Annotated in this window: 22 protein-coding genes; 8 read left to right on the forward strand and 14 right to left on the reverse strand. The window is 37.0% G+C overall.

Features of this window, described 5'->3' with window-relative positions:
• Nucleotides 1-11 precede the first annotated feature (11 nt).
• From MUB18_RS00920 to MUB18_RS00940, 5 genes are all read right to left on the reverse strand, one after another.
• Nucleotides 12-3,233 carry a SusC/RagA family TonB-linked outer membrane protein gene (locus tag MUB18_RS00920; protein WP_248754727.1) on the reverse strand — a complete coding sequence of 1,074 codons (3,222 nt, stop codon included), beginning with the start codon at nt 3,231-3,233 and terminating at the stop codon, nt 12-14.
• A 783-nt stretch (nt 3,234-4,016) separates the two neighbouring features.
• Entirely contained in the window at nt 4,017-4,889 is an 873-nt protein-coding gene (cysM, locus tag MUB18_RS00925) for a cysteine synthase CysM (protein WP_248754728.1), read from the reverse strand.
• Nucleotides 4,890-4,891: 2 nt separating this feature from the next.
• A complete protein-coding gene (locus MUB18_RS00930; protein ID WP_248754729.1) occupies nt 4,892-5,701 on the reverse strand; it encodes a serine O-acetyltransferase in 810 nt (269 codons plus the stop codon).
• 68 nt (nt 5,702-5,769) lie between these two features.
• A complete protein-coding gene (locus MUB18_RS00935) occupies nt 5,770-6,153 on the reverse strand; it encodes a DUF3037 domain-containing protein (RefSeq protein ID WP_045753337.1) in 384 nt (127 codons plus the stop codon).
• Nucleotides 6,131-6,928 (reverse strand): HipA family kinase, encoded by a 798-nt coding sequence (locus MUB18_RS00940; protein WP_045753336.1) that lies wholly within the window; start codon nt 6,926-6,928, stop codon nt 6,131-6,133. Before MUB18_RS00940 ends, MUB18_RS00935 begins: the two co-directional genes overlap by 23 nt.
• 185 nt (nt 6,929-7,113) lie before the next feature.
• Between MUB18_RS00940 and MUB18_RS00945 the strand changes: the two genes are divergently transcribed.
• From MUB18_RS00945 to MUB18_RS00960, 4 genes are read left to right on the forward strand one after another with little or no spacing between them, the layout of a single operon-like run.
• A complete protein-coding gene (locus tag MUB18_RS00945) occupies nt 7,114-7,659 on the forward strand; it encodes a DUF1599 domain-containing protein (RefSeq protein ID WP_045753335.1) in 546 nt (181 codons plus the stop codon).
• Between the two features lie 4 nt (nt 7,660-7,663).
• A complete protein-coding gene (locus MUB18_RS00950; RefSeq protein ID WP_248754730.1) occupies nt 7,664-8,851 on the forward strand; it encodes a BT_3928 family protein in 1,188 nt (395 codons plus the stop codon).
• A gap of 4 nt (nt 8,852-8,855) precedes the next feature.
• Complete coding sequence (locus MUB18_RS00955; protein WP_045753333.1) at nt 8,856-9,368, forward strand: shikimate kinase; 513 nt, start codon at nt 8,856-8,858, stop codon at nt 9,366-9,368.
• A 12-nt stretch (nt 9,369-9,380) separates the two neighbouring features.
• Nucleotides 9,381-10,322 (forward strand): glycerophosphodiester phosphodiesterase family protein, encoded by a 942-nt coding sequence (locus MUB18_RS00960; RefSeq protein ID WP_248754731.1) that lies wholly within the window; start codon nt 9,381-9,383, stop codon nt 10,320-10,322.
• A 183-nt stretch (nt 10,323-10,505) separates the two neighbouring features.
• On the opposite strand, the gene MUB18_RS00965 is transcribed toward MUB18_RS00960, so the two are convergent.
• Nucleotides 10,506-11,996: a succinate CoA transferase gene (locus MUB18_RS00965; RefSeq protein WP_045753331.1), complete on the reverse strand. Its 1,491-nt coding sequence runs from the start codon at nt 11,994-11,996 to the stop codon at nt 10,506-10,508.
• A gap of 402 nt (nt 11,997-12,398) precedes the next feature.
• Between MUB18_RS00965 and MUB18_RS00970 the strand changes: the two genes are divergently transcribed.
• Both MUB18_RS00970 and MUB18_RS00975 read left to right on the forward strand, forming a co-directional pair.
• On the forward strand, nt 12,399-13,232 hold the full coding sequence (locus MUB18_RS00970) for a helix-turn-helix transcriptional regulator (protein ID WP_045753330.1): 834 nt from the start codon (nt 12,399-12,401) through the stop codon (nt 13,230-13,232).
• A 43-nt stretch (nt 13,233-13,275) separates the two neighbouring features.
• Nucleotides 13,276-14,118: a DUF1080 domain-containing protein gene (locus MUB18_RS00975; RefSeq protein WP_248754732.1), complete on the forward strand. Its 843-nt coding sequence runs from the start codon at nt 13,276-13,278 to the stop codon at nt 14,116-14,118.
• Nucleotides 14,119-14,257: 139 nt separating this feature from the next.
• Here the strand turns inward: MUB18_RS00975 and rpsT are convergent, their stop codons facing one another.
• The gene (rpsT, locus tag MUB18_RS00980; protein ID WP_248754733.1) at nt 14,258-14,512 is read right to left on the reverse strand and encodes a 30S ribosomal protein S20; all 255 of its coding nucleotides are present in this window, start codon (nt 14,510-14,512) and stop codon (nt 14,258-14,260) included.
• Nucleotides 14,513-14,623: 111 nt separating this feature from the next.
• Between rpsT and MUB18_RS00985 the strand changes: the two genes are divergently transcribed.
• Nucleotides 14,624-15,157: an RNA methyltransferase gene (locus MUB18_RS00985; protein ID WP_045753327.1), complete on the forward strand. Its 534-nt coding sequence runs from the start codon at nt 14,624-14,626 to the stop codon at nt 15,155-15,157.
• A gap of 91 nt (nt 15,158-15,248) precedes the next feature.
• Entirely contained in the window at nt 15,249-16,127 is an 879-nt protein-coding gene (gene sucD / locus MUB18_RS00990) for a succinate--CoA ligase subunit alpha (RefSeq protein ID WP_045753326.1), read from the forward strand.
• An 80-nt stretch (nt 16,128-16,207) separates the two neighbouring features.
• On the opposite strand, the gene MUB18_RS00995 is transcribed toward sucD, so the two are convergent.
• The 7 genes from MUB18_RS00995 to MUB18_RS01025 all read right to left on the reverse strand — a co-directional run bounded on the left by MUB18_RS00995 (nt 16,208) and on the right by MUB18_RS01025 (nt 20,450).
• Nucleotides 16,208-16,675: a hypothetical protein gene (locus tag MUB18_RS00995; RefSeq protein WP_045753325.1), complete on the reverse strand. Its 468-nt coding sequence runs from the start codon at nt 16,673-16,675 to the stop codon at nt 16,208-16,210.
• A gap of 2 nt (nt 16,676-16,677) precedes the next feature.
• Nucleotides 16,678-17,205: a DUF4252 domain-containing protein gene (locus tag MUB18_RS01000; RefSeq protein WP_248754734.1), complete on the reverse strand. Its 528-nt coding sequence runs from the start codon at nt 17,203-17,205 to the stop codon at nt 16,678-16,680.
• Nucleotides 17,206-17,212: 7 nt separating this feature from the next.
• Nucleotides 17,213-17,683: a DUF4252 domain-containing protein gene (locus MUB18_RS01005; RefSeq protein ID WP_045753323.1), complete on the reverse strand. Its 471-nt coding sequence runs from the start codon at nt 17,681-17,683 to the stop codon at nt 17,213-17,215.
• A 5-nt stretch (nt 17,684-17,688) separates the two neighbouring features.
• On the reverse strand, nt 17,689-18,345 hold the full coding sequence (locus MUB18_RS01010; RefSeq protein WP_248754735.1) for a hypothetical protein: 657 nt from the start codon (nt 18,343-18,345) through the stop codon (nt 17,689-17,691).
• Complete coding sequence (locus MUB18_RS01015; protein ID WP_045753321.1) at nt 18,311-18,826, reverse strand: RNA polymerase sigma factor; 516 nt, start codon at nt 18,824-18,826, stop codon at nt 18,311-18,313. Before MUB18_RS01015 ends, MUB18_RS01010 begins: the two co-directional genes overlap by 35 nt.
• A gap of 161 nt (nt 18,827-18,987) precedes the next feature.
• A complete protein-coding gene (locus MUB18_RS01020) occupies nt 18,988-19,476 on the reverse strand; it encodes a DinB family protein (RefSeq protein ID WP_248754736.1) in 489 nt (162 codons plus the stop codon).
• Between the two features lie 41 nt (nt 19,477-19,517).
• A complete protein-coding gene (locus tag MUB18_RS01025; protein WP_248754737.1) occupies nt 19,518-20,450 on the reverse strand; it encodes a polysaccharide deacetylase family protein in 933 nt (310 codons plus the stop codon).
• Nucleotides 20,451-20,469: the final 19 nt, after the last annotated feature.

Below are 20,469 nucleotides of genomic sequence, written 5' to 3' on the forward strand. Positions count from 1 at the left end.
ATGATAGCGATTTAAAAAGATAAAAGTATACCTGTATTGATTAATCGAGCTTGAGGGTAGTAATGCCCTAAGGTATTAGTCGATTCAGGATCGTACATTTTCAATTTGGACCAAGTAACTAAGTTCATACCACTCGCATAAACTCTGAAACTTGAAATCCCTAAGCGCTCCACAAGTTTTGCACTTAAATTATATCCTATTTCCACATTTTTTAAGCGCAGATAATTATTGGAATGTAACCAATAGGTATTGCCGCTGGAATAATACTGATCGGAGCGGTCTGTGATACGTGGATGTTCGGAACTGGGGTTGTCAATCGTCCACCTATTTTCATAGAATTCATGCAAGTAGTTACCGATTGCACCAGATTCGTCTGTTGCGATCCGCACTTCACCCCCCGTAGCACCTTGGAATAAGATCGATAGATCAAAATTCTTGTAACGCAGGCCCAGATTTAAGCCTCCTTGAAAGGTTGGATTAGTGTTTTTATCTGTACGGACACGATCTTCAGGTGTAATCTTTCCATCACCATCATAATCCTTGTACTTCATATCACCAGGTCTGAGATTATTTGTAATAGCTGAATAATCAAGCGTATTTGCACTGATCTCTTCTTGGTTTTTAAACACCCCATCATACTGATAGTATAATCCCGAATTGATTACTCGACCAGTCGTTTGCTGCCATGCCGGTGCTCCAGCTGCTTCATCCCAAAAAACAATTTTATTTTTAGCATATCCACCATTTATAGAAGCACTATATCCCCAATCACCTTTCTGATCACGGTACCCTAAATTAAATTCCCATCCTTTGTTATCTACCTTACCAATATTTTCGGCAGGCAGGGTCATTCCTGTACTTTGTGGAATTGATGCATTGCGTCGCCAAAGAATTGAATTTCGTCTATTTTTAAAAACATCAAATTCAAAATTAATCTTGCCGCCTAAAAATTGTGCATCAATACCTAAGTTATAGTTATTCGCGACCTCCCACGTGATGAAATTATTTGGAACACGGCTTTCATACAAGGTCTTGATCATTTCATCCCCTATGATATATGTTCCGAATTTATACGTCGAGAAGAATTGATATTCTTGCAGTAGATCATCATAAAAGACATTATCATTTCCCATCTGACCATAAGATGCCCGTATCTTAAAATAATTAATAGCTTTTATATTATCCTTCCAAAACCCTTCTTCTGAAGCGACCCAACCCAACATCGCTCCTGGAAAAAATCCATAACGCGTTTTTTGAGGAAACATATAAGACCCATCATAACGCCATAGCAACTCCGCAATGTACTTCGATTTATAATTGTAATTGACCCTTCCAAAATAATTCAATCTTGCACGCTCCCATGCGCTACCGTCATTATTTTTCTCGGCATCACCACCAGCAAACAGATAATCGATCTTATCCGATAAGAAATAGCGTCGATAAGCAGAGAAACTGTCATTTTGGATGGTCTCTCTATTGACACCGGCCAATATGTTAAACGTATGATCGCCAATCACCTTGTCATATGTCAGCACACCACCTAACAAAATATTCAATTGATCTTCATCAGATTGATTTAATCTTGGGTCTGCCGGCCCTCTTTTGCCCGCGACCAATTGTGGTGTCACCCCATCAGCTTCATAAGCCCCTTGCCAAGTGTACAGATACCAAGGAGTTTCCCAACGTTTGATTTTTTTAATATACTTATCGACTGCTGCATTTCCAGAAAATTTCAATCCTTCTATCCAAGGAATCGTGATATCAATCTGCCCATTGGTCTGAAAGTAATATCTTTTATCTCGTTCATAACCGGTATCATTAGTCGTGATGACCACAGGATTTTCACCATTTTCAATATCAGGTCCAGGCATTCCATTTGGCCAATAAGCCGGTTGAGTAGGATTGCCGCGCATCAGCATTCTAAAAATTGTACCTGCACTCTTAGTCGGAAAATTTCTATTTTCTTGACGACCTAAAACGCCGAATTTAGTGGTGATGTATTGACTAATTTTAGCATCCAGATTAATCCTCAAATCATACTGCTTATAGCCAGTAGCAGAATTTTTATAATACGCATCTTGATTTTGATATCCTATGGAAGTGAGGTACTTTACGGCATCATTACCTCCCACAATCTGAACATTATGCTTTTCCTGTGGAGACCAATTTTTTAAAGTCTCTCCATACCAATCTGTGTTTGGATGCCCCCAAGGGTCGCTTCCATCTTTAAATAATTGTACATCTTCAGGTGTAAAAGGAGCCGAAACAGTGGTACTATTGGGTCTTATATAGTTACCTGTAGTTCTAAAGGCATTTTGTGCCGCGCTCCATTCCGCTACTGGCAGTTTATAAATTTCCAGTTCATTTCTCAACTCTGAATATTCAACCGCATCTGTTAATTTGGGAATAACTGTTGGTTGGGAAAATCCTTTATTAAAATTGTACGAAAATTTTGGCTTTCCAGTGGTTCCTCTTTTTGTAGTTACTAATATAACACCGTTAGCAGCACGAGCTCCATAAATGGCGGCCGAAGCATCCTTCAATACAGAAATATTATCAATATCAGCAGGATTTAATCGTTCAAAACCACCTTGACGAGCCGGAATTCCATCAATAACAATTAATGGACTGGAGTTACCCAAGGTGTTTGTCCCTCTAATACTAATGGTCGAACCATCATAACCTGGTTCTGCCGAGCCATTTGTTGCGATTACTCCCGGTACACGTCCAGCTAGTGCATTGGAGACATTAAGTGCTGGAGATTTGGCCAAATCAGTACCTTTCACAGCAACAACAGATCCAGTAACCGTTTCTTTCTTTTGTACACCATAACCGACCACCACGACTTCATCTAGATTGGCATTGGAACTCCCAAGACTAACCATAATACTGGTTCTACCTTTGATATCTTCGTCCGTGGAAGTCATTCCAACCATTCGAAAACTTATTTTTCCATTACTAGGCACATTGGCCAGAGCATATTCTCCATTTTGATTTGTTTTGGTCGCTAGGTTAGTACCTACAACAAGTACCGTAACACCTGCTATTGGCGTTCCGTCATCAGCACTGGTTACAATTCCGCTGACAGAAATCTTTTCTTGCGCCAAGTTCATAAGAGTAGGGCTTTTTGTGCTTGCAAGCACGGGAGATTGGCAGATTGTCGATAAGGAGAGTATTGCTCCCATCCAAAAAGCCTTTTTCCATTGGTTTTGACTTAAATTAAGATTGCTCATAATTTTTTCTGTTTTGGTTTAATTAGTTTGTACGAATTAAATCAAGAGTACGTCTTGCTTTTATTGGCTCAGAAATCCAATATGCTATCAAACAAAACAATTTACTTGATTTAATGGGTTTAAATTGGTGCTGTATACGCAACACTAAGGTTGTATTTTGTACACAATCTAAGATAATAGAAATTATTCATATCGTAAAAGAAAATCTAATATACTTTTAAAAAATATATATAAAATTCTCGTAATGAGTAATTTAAATGTAAGTGTGACGTTTAACCGTAATCGTAAATACACAAACGATAAGTTATTCACATTTCAGTGTTAATAACCTACCAAAATTGTTCATAACGATGAAGGACACGTGTCTAGAGTAGTCACTTATACACATAATATAGAGTAAATTACCGTCTTTATTCACATCTATATCATATCTGACATAGGAAAATTGAAATGTTAACTACTTATTTTCCATGATCACAAGAAATGAATAAATCACCGCATAATATGCCTTTAATTGGAATAAACGCATAAATCAGGTTCAAATCACTTATTAACAAATGAAATAATAATTGTGGAAAAACCATTAAGCAATCCAAACAGTTATCCACAATCTCAATTCACAATGTGGATAACTAAAAACACACTCTCGACACGGGTATGAATATCAGCCATTGTAAAAATCATCGCGCTTAGCACTATTGCTATGATTCTCAAAACTGGGCTGCAATAAAAAAGGGTTATCCTAATGGATAACCCTTTTTTATTATTTCGACATAAAATAATCTATGCAAATAGATCTGAACTTAAATAGCGATCACCTCGGTCACATGCAATAAAAACAAGGACTCCTTCTTCAATTTCATTTGCGACTTTTAACGCCGCCGCTAATGCTCCACCTGTACTCATGCCTGCAAAAACACCTTCTTTACTAACCAACTCGCGGGCCATAGCTGTAGATTCCTTCTGTGAGATATCAATAATACGATCTACGCGTGAAGGATCAAATATTTTTGGCAAATACTCTTGTGGCCAACGACGAATACCAGGAATCGAAGATTCTTCTGTAGGTTGGCATCCTACGATCTGAATGGCTGGATTTTGTTCTTTTAAATAAATGGAGTTTCCCATGATTGTACCGGTAGTTCCCATAGCACTTACAAAATGGGTAATCTTTCCAGCTGTGTCGCGCCAAATTTCGGGCCCGGTGGTTTTGATATGAGCTTTATAGTTATCTGGATTGGCAAATTGATTCAAAATAAAATAATCTCCTGATGCAGCTTTCTCTTCTGCATAGTCACGACAAATTTCCATGGTTTCCAACAACGTCACTTTTGCCCCAAAGGCTTCCATTGTTAGTGTACGTTCACGCGTAGATGTAACAGGCATGACGAGTTCTAAGCTGAGACCATAGATACCCGCAATCATCGCGAGTGCGATCCCGGTATTACCGCTAGTGGCTTCAATCAATTTACTGTCTTTTGTAATTTCCCCTCTTTCCATGGCAGATCGAATCATGTTCAGTGCAGCACGGTCCTTTACACTTCCTGCAGGATTATTACCCTCCATTTTCGCGTAAATCTTCACCTTTCTATTGGTATGAAATTTTGTAATTTCTACTAAAGGTGTATTTCCAATTGTATCGATGATATTTCCCATATTTAAATTAAAGGTTTGGAATCTATAAACTTAGTATTTGCTTGATGGTATACGGTTGTGTAGGGTTCAACGGAATTGGTCAGCCAAACATTTCCTCCTATTACAGAATGATGTCCTATCACGGTCTCACCACCCAATATTGTTGCACCTGAATAAATAATTGTATGATCTCCAATCGTAGGGTGTCGCTTGACATCTGACAAAATTTTATCTACGCTCAAGGCTCCTAAAGTGACCCCTTGATACAGTTTTACATAATTGCCAATTACACAGGTCTCACCTACGACTAAACCCGTTCCGTGATCAATATACAGATGGTGTCCAATCGTAGCAGCAGGATGAATATCGATACCTGTCTTAGAGTGTGCATGTTCGGTCAAAATACGAGGTATCAACGGCACATCGAGCTGATGTAGTTTATTTGCAATTCTAAATATGCTAATCGCAAAAAAACCGGGATAGGTTCGAATAACTTCTCGTTGATTTTTGGCCGCAGGATCTCCAGCGATCAAAGCATCAGCGTCTGAACACATCAATTCATATAACTGAGGTAGCGATTGAAAAAAATCATGTGCAACACGAAAGTGATCGCAGACCTCACAGGCTTTTGATTTGCTCAATAACTGCTCTAATTCGATTTCAGCTTGCTCAAAAGCATGCTGTACCTCTGCAACAGATTTTATACCTCCTGCATTGCGCTCTGGAAATAAGAGATCAAGAATACCGACAGCCCAACCTGATATTTTTTTATTGGACGGCATTTCAAACACCTCCAACTGTTTTTGATAAATATGTTCGTAAAAGTTATTCATGGGTTTAATCCCTATTTTATATGGTAACACAAATGTACTATACTTATATGATAGATAAAATATAGTAGCTATAAAACTAACTTATCAAAAAGGAGCCTTAATGTTTCGGCAGGATCCACACAAAGTCCTGGGTGTACCGCCGAACATTGGATGACAGTACTTCTATTTGCGGTCAACCATCGGAATCTTTCCGTTTGGTCTAATGTGGCTAATTTGCCACCATCTTGAGCACCAGTACAGATTTTCACAAAAGATTGCAGATGTGCCCGAATCATATCCATATCTATATCTGGATATAAAGATCGTACTCTTGTTTCATCAATCTCAAACAAGACATTGGCAAACCGGTATTTTCGACAATAAAGTGCTACACCAACATTAATAAATTCTTCTCTTTCCACACGCGGTACCAAACGCACCACAGCATATTCATATAATGTTTTTTCTGGCATCTTTAATCTGATTTAAAAAATGGTCGGCATGTGCTAAACGTTTCATAAAAAATGACACATATACTTCACGAGCATCTGCAGCAGTTAAATCTCGGGACTCATCAATCAGCCATTCGCTTGGGACAATATCGACAATATTTCGGATCACTTCTTCTGACAGCAATGATCGATACTGCTTATCGACCAACTCGACATCACTTGCATTTTTCAACAGCACATGATCTTTAATCTGGATAAACGGTTTTAGAGCTTGTTCCTCCCAGTTATCCCAACTATGATGAAAGTATAAAGACGCACCATGATCGATCAACCACAATTCTTTGTGCCAGATGAGCATATTGGTATTTCGTACTGTCCGATCAACATTCATCAACAAAGCATCTAACCATACAATACGGGACGCTTCACCAGCTGTGATCTGATCCACATTAGCGTCAAAAGTAATGGCACCATTGAGAAAATGAACACCTAGATTTTTACCAACACTAAATTTCAATAAATCTTGAATTTCTTCGTCAGGCTCTGTACGTGCAAAAGATTCATCTAAATCTGCAAAGACAAGTTCCGGCATTCTGAGATCGAGAATACGCGCCAATTCGCCACCGATCAATTCAGCGATGAGCGCCTTTCTTCCTTGTCCGGCTCCTCTAAATTTTATAACATAATTGAACCCATCATCAGCATCCACCAATGCAGGTAAAGATCCGCCTTCACGAAAAGGTTGAATATACCGTGTGATGGTTACTTCTCTTATTTCAGGTTTTTTGATAGTCATCTGTAATACTTTTATAATTTACCGATACACAAGCGATAAATCTTTAAATCAAATATCAACATTTTTATTTTTTAATAGACCTATTCATCCAAATTGGACATAATTGTGACGTATAAAAATGGTTAATTCTAATTATATTTGTAACAATAGTTCAATCACTTTCTCGTGAAATACGCAAACAATATATGAATACGACTCAAGAATACAATAAAGTTATCGAGCACTGCCAAGATTTATTTATCAAAAAAACGAAAGATTATGGAACAGCTTGGCGCATTATGCGTCTCTCTTCTATAACCGATCAGATCTATATAAAAGCACAGCGTATCCGCACTTTGGAAGTTAAAAAAGTATCCAAAGTAGGAGAAGGTATTCTAGAAGAATATATCGGTATTATCAACTATTGTATTATGGGTATGATCCAACTCGAGTTGGGCGAAGATGGTGAAGAAAATTTAAGTCCTGATTTTGTCAATCAAAAATACAACGAAAAGGTAACTGAAACACGTGATCTCATGTTTGCAAAAAACCATGATTACGGCGAAGCATGGCGAGAAATGCGCATTACTTCATTGACCGATCTAATTCTCATGAAGATTCACCGTGTCAAACAAATTGAAGACAATAATGGCGCTACAATAGCCTCAGAGGGTATCCATGCCAACTATCAAGATATGTTAAATTATGCCGTTTTTGCGCTTATAAAAATGGGATTAGCTCAAACAAACTAAAGTTATGTCAGAACTCTTCAACGCTAAAAAGCAAAAAACAAATTACCTACTTGGATTTGCACGCCTATTGACAGGCCTATTATTTATTTTCTCTGGATTTATCAAAGCCAATGATCCAACTGGATTTGGTTATAAACTGGAGGAATATTTCCATGTTTTTCATACCGACTTTTTAATGGATTATGCGACCACAATAGCCATTATTGTCTGTGCCTTTGAAATTATATTGGGTGTATGGCTATTACTCGGTTTATACAGACGACTGGTAGCTTGGGGGCTATTGCTGCTGATTATCTTCTTTACATTCCTGACCTTCTACTCTGCTTTTTTTGAGGTGGTCACTTCATGTGGATGTTTTGGTGATGCTATCCCCTTAACTCCATGGCAATCCTTTGGTAAAGATCTGGTGCTGCTTGCATTGATCTTAATTATCTTTATCTATCGGAATCAAATTAAACCCCTTATCAAAGATTCATTTACACAAGGCTTGGTAGCGACGCTGACGGCAATTATATCATTCGGAATCGGGATTTACACCGTGATGTACTTACCCTTTATTGACTTTCTTCCGTATAAGATCGGTAATAACATCCCTTCACTTATGGTATTGCCAGAAGGAAAAGAAGGAGATGTCTACGAACAGGTCTACAACATGAAAAATATAAAAACCGGCGAGACAAAAACCATCACTGATAAAATTTACATGTCAGAAAAAGTATGGGAAGATACTAATTGGGAAATCGTAGGTGAACCCAAAAGTACTTTGGTTAAAAAAGGATATCAGATCCCCATAACCGACCTATTGATTACCGATGCAGAAGGTAATGACCATACGCAAGAAATCATCAATAATCCTTACTATAATTTAATTATTGTAGCCAAGGATTTATCTAAAGCAAATCTAGATGCGTTAGATAACATCAATAAAATCGCTACAAAATTAACCGAAGATTATAACCTGCGCATCGTGCTGTTGACAGCTAGTTCATCTGAAGAATCAGATTATTTAAGTGATAAACTGCACTTAATTTCGGAAATATTTTATGCAGATCTGATACCACTAAAAAGTATGGTACGTGCCAATCCAGGAATTCTGCTATTAAAATCAGGAACAGTCATCAACAAATGGCATTATAATAATATCCCTGATGCGAAAGAAATAGAGGACCAATACTTAAGTCTAGATAAATAACAACATGCCAAAACCAATATTTTTAATTGGCTATATGGGAAGTGGAAAAACTACTTTAGCCAAAAAATTAGCGAATAAATTAGAACTACCTTTTATCGATACAGACGATGAAATCGTCAAGGAAGTCGGGATGTCCATTACGGAATATTTTCAGCTTCATGGAGAAGAAAAGTTTAGAGCACTCGAACGTGAACACTTACAAAAAATAGCGCAGCACGAAGCGATTGTTTCTACAGGCGGTGGTTCACCTTGCTTTTTTGACAATATGCAATGGATGAATGAAAATGGTATTTCGGTGTATTTGCAAATGACACCTAAGGCGTTATTTGATCGACTGTCACAGTCAAAGCCCAACAAAAGACCGATCTTAATAGGAAAAACTGATGAAGAATTATTTAACTTTATCAGTGAAAAATTAGTAGAACGAGAGCCGTTTTATAAACAAGCCCACTTGATCATCGATCAGATCAATACACCTGTTGAAGATCTTGTCGTACTCTTGAAAAACCACATATAACCATATTACTCTATGCTTAAAAGAATAAATCTCTTTCTTTTTTTAACATTTATTACTGTATTTCTAACAGCTTGCTTTAGAAATGGGACATCAACGGATGTCTTAGCCAACAATAAAAATCTAAATTTAAAGACAGTAGAAGAGCTTTATCAATTTTTAACATATGATGAAAACCGATACCCGCTGATCAGTCTGCATCGAGGTGGCCCTACAACTGGTTATCCAGAAAATGCAATCGAAACCTTTGCTTTTAATGCGAGTTACAGACCCGTCATCGTTGAATGTGATGTCCAACTAACAAAGGATTCTGCTTTAGTACTGATACATGACCGCAACTTAGAACGAACAACTAATGGTACAGGCCAAGTTGATACAAAAACAAAGGATGAACTGAAAAATTTAAGACTGAAAGATCCAAATGGAAAATTAACTCCTTACCGAATTCCCACGCTGGAAGAAGCACTTGCATGGGGTAAAGGAAAAGTTATTTTCACGCTCGATGTGAAGCAAGGAGTTCCTTATGATTTAGTGATTCGCGCTATTCGTAATCAAAAATCGGAAAGCCATACTGTTATCATTACTTATTCGGCAAACCAAGCTGCTGCTGTGCACAACTTAGCACCAGATCTAATGCTTTCGGCACCTATAAAAAATGTCTCTGACTTAGTTCGATTGAATGATAGGGATATTCCCGATAATCGCTTGATTGCTTTTATAGGTACCAGCGAGGCTGAAAAAAGTTTAATAGATCTGATTCATGGCCATGGTATCATGTGTATATTGGGCACGCTAGGCAATTTAGATAGACAGGCCAAACAAAAAGGTGATCAATTATATGCACGTTTTATAGAAAATGGTGCCGATATATTAAGTACAGATCGACCGATCGAAGCTGGACGAATTTTAGATTTTTATATCAAAAAAAGAAATATTACGTCCAAGTTCATTCAATAATCACAGCATTAGAAAGCGCACAGCAACAAATCGTAGCCCCACATCAAGATGCTACTAAGATAGGTTCTTATAGAAGATCATCTAAATACTTACAATCCAAAGATTCTGGTAAGTACTCCCATAAACAGCAAAGCAGCTATTAATTAAAATAGCTGCTTTGCTGTTTATGGGAATACCGTATCATTATTTTTTCATGGTTCCTTGATCGCGCAAATTGATATGCCAACTAAACGCCTCCTCTAGGATATGTGGAGTATGACCACCACGCTCAGAGGCACGATCATAGTAGCTCTGTAGCTGTTCTTTATAATCTGGGTGCACACAGTTGTTAATGATAACTTGGGCACGCTCACGAGGTGCCAAGCCTCTTAAATCCGCCAGTCCAATATCGGTTACTAAAATATCAACATCATGTTCGGTATGATCCACATGCGACACCATAGGCAATACGTGTGAAATACGATCGTCCTTAGATGCGGCTTGGGTGACGAAAATACTTAAGTAAGCATTTCTTGCAAAATCACCTGAACCACCGATACCATTCATAATATTAGTGCCCGATATATGCGTCGAATTGACGTTACCATAGATATCAAACTCAATCGCCGTATTGATGGCGATAACACCCAAACGACGGATCAGACCTGGTGTATTGGATATATTTTGTGGTCGCAGTACCATTTTATCACGATACTTATCTAGATTACCAAATACACGATCATAGCAAGGTTTTGAAACCGTAATGGAAGAAGCCGAGGCAAAATCCATAACACCTGCATCAATCAGATCAAAGGTACTATCTTGTAGCACTTCTGAAAACATCGTTAAATTTCGGAAATTGCTATCTTTAAATCCCATCAAAACAGCATTGGCAACCTTGCCGATACCGGCTTGAAGAGGTAACAAACTCGAAGATAGATGTCCCATTTCTACTTCTTTTTCAAAGAAGTTTAAAATATGACTCGCTATAGCGGTTGTCTTAGCATCTGGTTCGGCAATATCTGCAGGACTATCTTCGATATCTGTAAATACAATACCCACGACTTTTGATGGATCTAATGCAATTGTTTTACGACCAATTTTATTTTCAGGAGCAACAATAGGGATGACGTTTCTTCTTGGATAATCTTCAGCTTGATAGATATCATGAATACCACGTATCTCCATCGGTACGGCTGTATTTATCTCCAAGATGACCTGCTTTGCTAAAGCAGCAAAAGTAGCCGAGTTGCCCACAGAAGTCGTTGGAATAATACTACCATCGGCTTCAATAGCTGCTACTTCTAATACGGCAATATCAACTGCCGCCAAATTTTTATTGTGCAATAACTCTGCTGTCTCACTGAGATGTTGATCAATAAACAGCACCTCACCAGCATTAATTTTATTTCTCAATATACGGTCCACCTGAAAGGGCATACGCTTAGCAAGTACACCTGCTTCAGCCAATTTGCCATCAGTGCCATGACCCAATGAGGCACCTGTAATTAACGTAATCTTTAAAGGATCGGTTTTCGCTCGGTCCGCCAATGCTGGTAATACAACTTTACTATCGCCAGCTTTTGTAAATCCACTAGAGCCAACGATCATACCATTTTTAATGAGTAGTGCAGCTTGCTCAGCTGTAATTACTTTGTCATGTAAACTTTTAAGTTTAATTCTATCGTACGACATATCCCTTTAACTTATTTCTCAAATTCTCTAATATTTAGCAAACAGATTTATTAATAATTGTTTAAATATTAGACCAAACAATATTAACGTATTTTTTCTGTGTCAATTTATTGCAATTAGTCACAAAATTATCCAATAAAGACGATATATTTGTAATTATTTATAAATCAGCATCTCATATTTTTAATCATACAAAATAAGTTATAAAATAAATTTCAAAAATATAACTAAAACATTAGTAATCAGCAAATTAATTATTTTGTGTATTAAAAAAAATTAGTACACACTTACCTACAAGTCTTATTTCACAAACAATATAGGTGAGTATCAACTTACAATCATAAAGTATTGTACAGCTTTGGTATAAAAATTTTAACTTTGCAACGGAAACGGGAAGAAATCATGAATAAAAAAAGCGATATCAAAGATCCAAAATATGTCAATCGTTATTACGTAACAGAAGTGGACTCTTTTGAGGATAGTATCTACTGTCACCATGCCATAATTGGCGAAAGTTTCATTACCGAACATGCTCATAACAAAGATCAATTTTTATATACGGAAGGTGGGGTTGTTTTTTTAAAGACAGCCGAAAAATCTTATTTTCTTCCAGCAAGGCATTACATCTGGATACCAGCAGGGATCCGTCACAGTATCCATCCGAGCACCCCTGATGTCGTGATGCGCAATCTATATTTTCCAAAATATGATACCGATCAAGAATTTTACAAAAAAATAAATATCTACCCGGTCGATGATCTGCTCAATGAGTTGATCATGTTTACCAATCGATGGAATGGTAATATTTTTCCAGTTGAAGAGCCAAAATATTCGTTAGCAAAAGCCTTCAAACTCTTGTTGCCCGAAATATCACAACATGAGTTGCCCTTGGCACTTCCCTATCCAAGTAATCAAAAATTAAAGGACATCGTCACATTCCTAGAGAGTCGGATCGAAGAGAATGTCAGTTTTAAAACGCTTTCGCAGAAATTCAATATCAGTGAACGCACTTTGGCTAGGCTCTTTCAAAAAGAATTAAACATGTCTTTTATTCAATACTATACCATATTGAGAATGTTGACAGCGCTGAAACTTCTTTTAGATGAAAAATTAAGTGTCAATGAGGTTGCACTCAAGGTTGGATACAGCAGCCTACCTACTTTTAGTAACACATTCAATAAAGTAATTGGGGTCAGACCAAGCGAATATGTTAAGCAAAAACAATTGTTAATCTAATTTTTTTAAGTATTTTAGGTCTCTAATACCTAAAATCTTAATCATGAATTATAAAAAACTATTTTTTAGTTTGGCAGGAGTAGCCCTATGCATTTCAATTAGTGCTAGTTCATTAAACAAAAAACCCAAAGCAATACAACTGTTCAACGGGAAAGATCTAAAAAATTGGACGCCAAAAATCAGCAAACATGAGGTTGGCGATAATTACGCAAATACTTTTCGTGTAGAAGATGGTCTATTGAAAGTCAGATACGATGGCTATGACCAATTTGATCAACAATATGGTCATTTATTTTACAATAAAGAATTTTCTGCCTATATCCTACGTGTTCAATACCGATTTGTGGGTGAGCAGGCAAAAGGAGGAGAAGGTTGGGCACTCCGCAATAGTGGAGCTATGCTGCATGGTCAAGATCCAAAAACGATGCTTAAAGATCAAGATTTCCCAATTTCAATTGAAGGTCAATTGTTAGGCGGTGATGGCACGAACGAACGTACGACAAGCAATCTTTGTACTCCGGGTACGAATGTCGTGATGAAAGAAAAATTATTTACCCCACACTGTGTCAGCTCAACATCTAAAACCTATCATGGTGATCAATGGGTAACAGCAGATTTTTTGGTATTAGGTGATTCTATTATTCAACATTACGTGAATGGGGATTTGGTTTTGGAGTACCAAAAACCACAATATGGTGGTGGAAATGTCAGCAACTTTGACCCAAAACAAAAGAAAGATGGTCAGTTAATTAGTAAAGGTACCATTTCACTGCAAAGTGAAAGCCATCCTATCGATTTCAAAAAAGTGGAGATCTATAATCTGGAACCTTATATGAAAAACTCTGTAGAGCTAAAAAAGGCTATTGCAGCAGTTATGCAAAAATAAAAGCATAAAAAAAGTGTCGAGAAACTCGACACTTTTTTTTACATTCATTCGCTTGGAAAAGAGAAAATCCAGGGTAAAGTAAAAACATAAAGAAAAGGGATACAGAGAACTGTATCCCTTTATATATTATACTGATAGCTTAAACTAATCCGTTAACAAATTTTGTTAACTTAGATTTGTTGTTTGAAGCTTTTTTCTTGTGGATTACATTTTTCTTAGCCAAACGATCAAGCATAGAAATCACACGAGGCAATAATGATTTAGCTTCTTCTGCTGAAGCAGTAGTGCGTAATTTTTTAATTGCGTTACGAGTAGTTTTTGCTTGGTAACGGTTTCTTAAGCGCTTTGTAGCGTTTGCTCTAATTCTTTTGATCGCTGATTTATGATTTGCCATTTTTTAGCTAATTTTTATTCGTTCTTTACTTAAAATTCGGAATGCAAAAATAACATCTTATTTCTAATATTCAAAATCTATTTTAAAGTTTTCTATACTTATCTTTGCATCATGCAAAAATTATCCATGGATCAGCTGCAACGTGCTGATGTTGAAACGTTCAAAAACCAAGAGAAAACAGCCATCACACTAGTGCTAGACAATGTGAGGAGTATGCACAACGTCGGATCAGCTTTTAGAACGGCTGACGGATTTGCTATAGAAAAAATATTCTTGTGTGGGATCACAGCTACACCTCCACACCGTGAAATTGAAAAAACGGCTTTAGGTGCAACACAATCTATTCCATGGGAACATGTCAAGGAAACGACCGAAGCGATTAGCACATTGAAAGAACAAGGATATACCATTATTGCAATCGAACAGGCGGAGAATAGTATCCTTTTGCAGGACTTTGTTCCCGCTAAAGATACCAAGTATGCTTTGGTATTTGGCAATGAAGTAAATGGGGTTGATGAAGAGGTGATGGAACAAATAGATCATTGCATCGAAATTCCACAATTTGGAACGAAACATTCCTTCAATGTTTCTGTCACAATTGGCATCGTAACTTGGGATTTTATTCAAAAAAGTAAGTTCTGCTAATTTTTTATCAATTAAGGACATATAAGTATGCAGATTACTTCCTATTTCCAATGCAAAATAGTAGATTTGTGATGCAAAATTTTAAGAAGAAATGAGTGTATTAGTTAATAAAGATTCAAAAGTAGTTGTTCAAGGTTTCACTGGAACAGAAGGTACTTATCATGCAAGTCAAATGATCGAGTACGGAACAAACGTAGTTGGTGGTGTTACGCCAGGAAAAGGTGGTCAAACACATTTAGACCGTCCCGTATTCAATACTGTTAAAGATGCTGTAGAAAAAGCTGGTGCTAACGTTTCTATTATTTTCGTACCTCCTGCATTTGCAGCTGATGCGATTATGGAAGCTGCAGAAGCAGGTATCGAAGTAATCGTATGTATTACTGAGGGTATACCTACTAAAGATATGATTCAAGTAAAATCTTACTTGACTGACAAAAATTCTCGTTTAATCGGACCTAACTGCCCGGGTATCATTACTGCTGATGAAGCTAAAATCGGTATCATGCCAGGTTTCATCTTCAAAAAAGGTAATGTTGGTGTTGTTTCCAAATCAGGGACTTTAACTTACGAAGCTGTTGATCAAACTGTAAAAGCTGGTCTAGGTATTACTACTGCTATCGGTATTGGTGGTGACCCTATCATTGGTACTACAACTAAAGAAGCGGTAGAATTATTAATGAATGATCCAGAAACAGAAGCAATCATCATGATCGGTGAAATCGGTGGTGGTATGGAAGCTGAAGCTGCTCTTTGGATCAAAGAACATGGTACTAAACCTGTAGTAGGTTTTATCGCAGGTCAAACAGCGCCTCCAGGACGTCGTATGGGTCACGCTGGTGCTATTGTTGGTGGCGCAGACGATACTGCTGCTGCTAAGATGAAAATCATGGCTGAGTGCGGTATCCGTGTAGTACAATCTCCTGCTGAGATTGGAAAAGCAATCGCTGAAGAATTAGCTAAAAAAGCATAAGCTATATAACATATAAAAAATGCCTTGAAACTTTAATTTCAAGGCATTTTTTATATCCTTATTTTTTTAATCCAGACTTATCAAAGATCTAATGGAAGATTGCCCTTTAAGATCACTGTAACTCGAGAATAATCCTCAGACTTAACATCGATAAGTAAATCCTGAGCACTATTGTTCTCAAAATTTGATGCTAAAACCTGAATTAACATCCCTTCGTTCTCCATAGCGTAGATCGTTTTCAGATCGGCTTTCTTGATCGCACTCTCCAGAGATTTTGATTCCTTGACTTGCTTTGACCCCAGTTGGCAGATGGTAATATCCTGAATATCTTTTAATAAAGAATCTGGCAAAAATTGTTTGACATCAATTAATAAATTTTCTTTCTTAAGATTGGATACATCATTTATATTAGAGGCATTGAATCTAAAAATTTGTATCCCTTCTTGATTTTTGGGTAATGAATTGACAAATTCATTAACTTTTGATAGTTGCGCTTGAGCGTTGAATACACTAAAGACAAGTATGATGGCAGCTATTAATTTTTCCATAACTAGTTTATAATTTTAGATTTTTCCTTCTTATTTTCATAATACTCAATCATCCTAGACAGCTCATTTAGATCCAAATCTGCTTTAATATCGACAAATACATAGTCCTCCTCATCAGCTATCCCCAATAGCACACGTTTCACATGATCTTTCTTCATCTCTGTATTAATCGTAATTTTTGATCCATCACTGTATAGACTCATTAGCTCTTCAAAATTATTCTTAGCCAGATAGGCATGATACTTAGTCATCAGATTATCTTTTTTATTTCCAGAAATCGTCATAACTTTCAACTTCTTGATTTTCCGTAAAGCCAATGCAGCCACGGCATCATCTTCATCCAATTCTTTAATCTTACTTTTAAGAAATGTTCTCGTCAAAAACATAGGTACCCTTACTGAAGCAACCTCTGTATCACTTGACAAGTCGCGCTTACTTATAAAAGACATATTTGGACTGGTTTTCACAAAACAGCTTTGCAATGTCAGACAGAACATGAGCAGTGCCCCGATAGTTAGTATTTGTTTCATAGTACCGTTATTTATTGTTAACCAATTTATTCACATCATCATAACTGACCTTACCATCGAGAATCATAAAAATGGTACTGCCATCGGACTGTATACTGAGCAATAGATTTTTTATTACATCTGTGGCTGTATCCTCTGCCAAAAACTTAATTTTATTACCCTCAGAATTGATCGTGATCAACTCTTCATATTTCAACTTATTAATGGCTTTTGAAACATCAGATTGCAGTCCTAGATCGGCTTCTTCTAAGATCAGCATCTTAATGCTGTTAATTTTAGAAAGCAGCGGCTTGATGCTATTAACCTCATTATCGGACAGCTTCATTTTATTGAGCATACTGAACATGGGTTTTCCAATTTTGATAGAAGTTACACCCTTTCCTTCTTTATACTGCTCAAAAATCTCATCCAATTTTGATAGTTGAGCGTGTGCTAAACTCGAGCACAACAGTGCAATTACTAATAATATCGTTTTCATAATTTCTATAATTCAATACTTAAACATTTTATATTTTCGACTTCTTTCATTCCCTTTTTTAAATTTGAGGAAGCAAATAGTAAGGCATTTTCTGTAATTTTTAATGCCTCTTCCTCATTTGTAATCTTAACACCATTTACTTCAACATAAAACTCCTCTTCAGCAACTTGATTTGCAGCGGTATCAACAGCTACTTCCAATATGGATGATCGATGTTTGACGACCCTATGCCTTACTGCTGCTGTCTGAGTCACCATTTTTTCGGAGTTTTGTCTATTCTCTACCAATGAATCTACTTTAATGCGATCTGGCTCGGACGCCTTTTTCAACGGCTTATTCAGATTTGCAGTCTGCTCAATAGGCGACACGACTTGTTGACTAGGCAAATACCAAATCCCCAAACAAATCAGCAAAATTGCAGCTGCTATTGAAGAGAACATCGTCCAGATCTTTCGTTGAGGTAGCCTATGAACTGTTTTCGGAGCTTCATCAGTACGAGCTAAAAAAGAATCAAAATCCATTAACATCTCATCTGTATTTTTTTCAGCCAATAGCGAAAAATATCCATCCTCACTATGCTCCTTCAGCAACCTTTCTTCTGCAAGAGTGGTCTCGCCGGCTAAATATTTAGCTTCTAATTGCTTTAATTCTTCTTTCTTCATAATCAAATACTTTTGTCAAATTGACTTTTACTACATTTCGAGCACGGGACAAATTTACACGGACTGCATTTTCATCGATCCCAACTAAATTTACAATATCAGCAATTTCATACTCCTCGATATCTCTCAGATACATAACCAACCGCTGCTTTTCTGGTAGACGATCGATTAACTTTAAGATCAGCTCCCTGGTCAATGACGGATAGCTTTCTTTTTGAATATCCTGATCCAGCTGAGCCATATATTTTGTTTTTACTCCTTCACGATTCAAGCGATTCAATGCTAAGTTTTTTGTCATTCGCATAGCATACGCCTCTATATTCGCTACTTTTAAAAGTTCAGTTCTCGCTTCCCACAATTTTAGCAATACTTCCTGAACCAAATCAAAGGCATCATCTTGATCAAGTAAAAACCTATTTGCAAAACGAAATAACCGATCCTTATGGATGAAGACTGTCGTTTTAAAGGTTTCCTGGTTCATAAATTTTAATCGCTTTTATATAGAAGACACGCAAGGGTATCGAAGTATTACATACTTTTTTTTAAAAAAATAATTGGTGTTGTTAACAGATATTGGAAATGTATTCCTTTTACGAAGGAACATAAAAAAACCGAAGCTTTTGACTTCGGTTTAAAATTAATTTACTCATCTGCCGATGGACCATACAATCCTGGTACAGGAATATTCAGCAACCTCAAATAAACAGTCAACTGCCCCCTATGATGTATAATATGATTGGTAATGATGTGGCGTATCGCTCCTCCTTTAGGCAATCGGGCGATCTCCCAATCTCCAGCTTTTAAAACCCATTCTTTTAACCAATCATCATCCGGTAATTGCGCTATTGTTTCCTTATTATCAATTAATCCCTTGGTCAAGATAACTTTAAGTTCTGATACGGAATCAATTTTCAATGGCTGAAAATCTGTTTTTAAGTCAAAGACATCCTTAGGAATGGCTTTAGAAATCCAACTGTGCAGCTCAACGATGTGAGCGGACAATTCTCTTACGCTCATCGACTTCTCATGGGGACGCCAATCAAGGTGATCATCAGTTATCCGATCTAAAATACGGCCTGTATTATTCGTTTCTCTTTCTAACTCAATTAAAAAACTTTTCTTAACATTCATAATCTTTTTTTATAAAAATGCTTTACTGCTATGGGTTGAAATTAATATTCTATTCCCTCATGAAGGTCATGTAAAATCCAACGCTTATTTCTAATGTTTTTTTGTTCACTATTTAACAACTGAATAAAATCCTGGACTCCTACTTCTTCATTACCATTGGCGTGAATCAGTACAATACTCCCATCCTGAGCATGCTGCCCTTTTGCTAGCCATGCATCTGAGCCAATCGGTATCAATCCAAAACCCAATACTTCCTCCATAATTTCATGACTGGAGACAAGACCAGGAAATCTAAAGAAAACGGAAGGAACAATGCCCTTTTTAAGCATGAGCATTTCGTTGTCTAGAATTTCGGCATTAACATGAGTTCCTGCAGCCAGTAAAAAATTATGATCAAGAGGATCTTTATTTACCCGATGGTTATAGGTATGATTAATCCATGTAATTGTTAACAGTCCTTTATTTTTGAGATTGATCAGCCATTGCAGGTCGGCTTCGTGATTTAAAATCCATTTTCCAGACAATGAAATAGCAATAGGAAGTGAACTTTCTATACCTCTAAAAGCTGAAAATAAAGATTCAAAAACTACTTTGTCCAATGGTTTATGTGATGGGCATAAATCGATGGTCAGATTGATCCCCCTCTCCTTTGGAAAGGCATAGTCAATGCCAGCATCTTGAAGGGCATATTCATGATCACGAACATGTTGAAAGCTCTTAGCATAGGTAGATCCAGAAAAATGAGCAATATTTTGAATATGACTTACCTCAGTACTGTTGCAATCTGCACTTTTTATCACACACGTCTCCAAAGTATTGGGATCAACGGTTAAAATATAATCAAGATTTTGATTACGAAAAGTCCTAATACCTATGTATGGTCGTCCTTGGTACGATACGTTTGCAAAATATACCCGATAATTGACAATATGTGGATAACCCTGTGAAAAAACGAGCTCAGGTTTAATCAACAAAAATAAAATGCTACACACC

Source organism: Sphingobacterium sp. PCS056, from assembly GCF_023273895.1.
Taxonomy (GTDB): domain Bacteria; phylum Bacteroidota; class Bacteroidia; order Sphingobacteriales; family Sphingobacteriaceae; genus Sphingobacterium.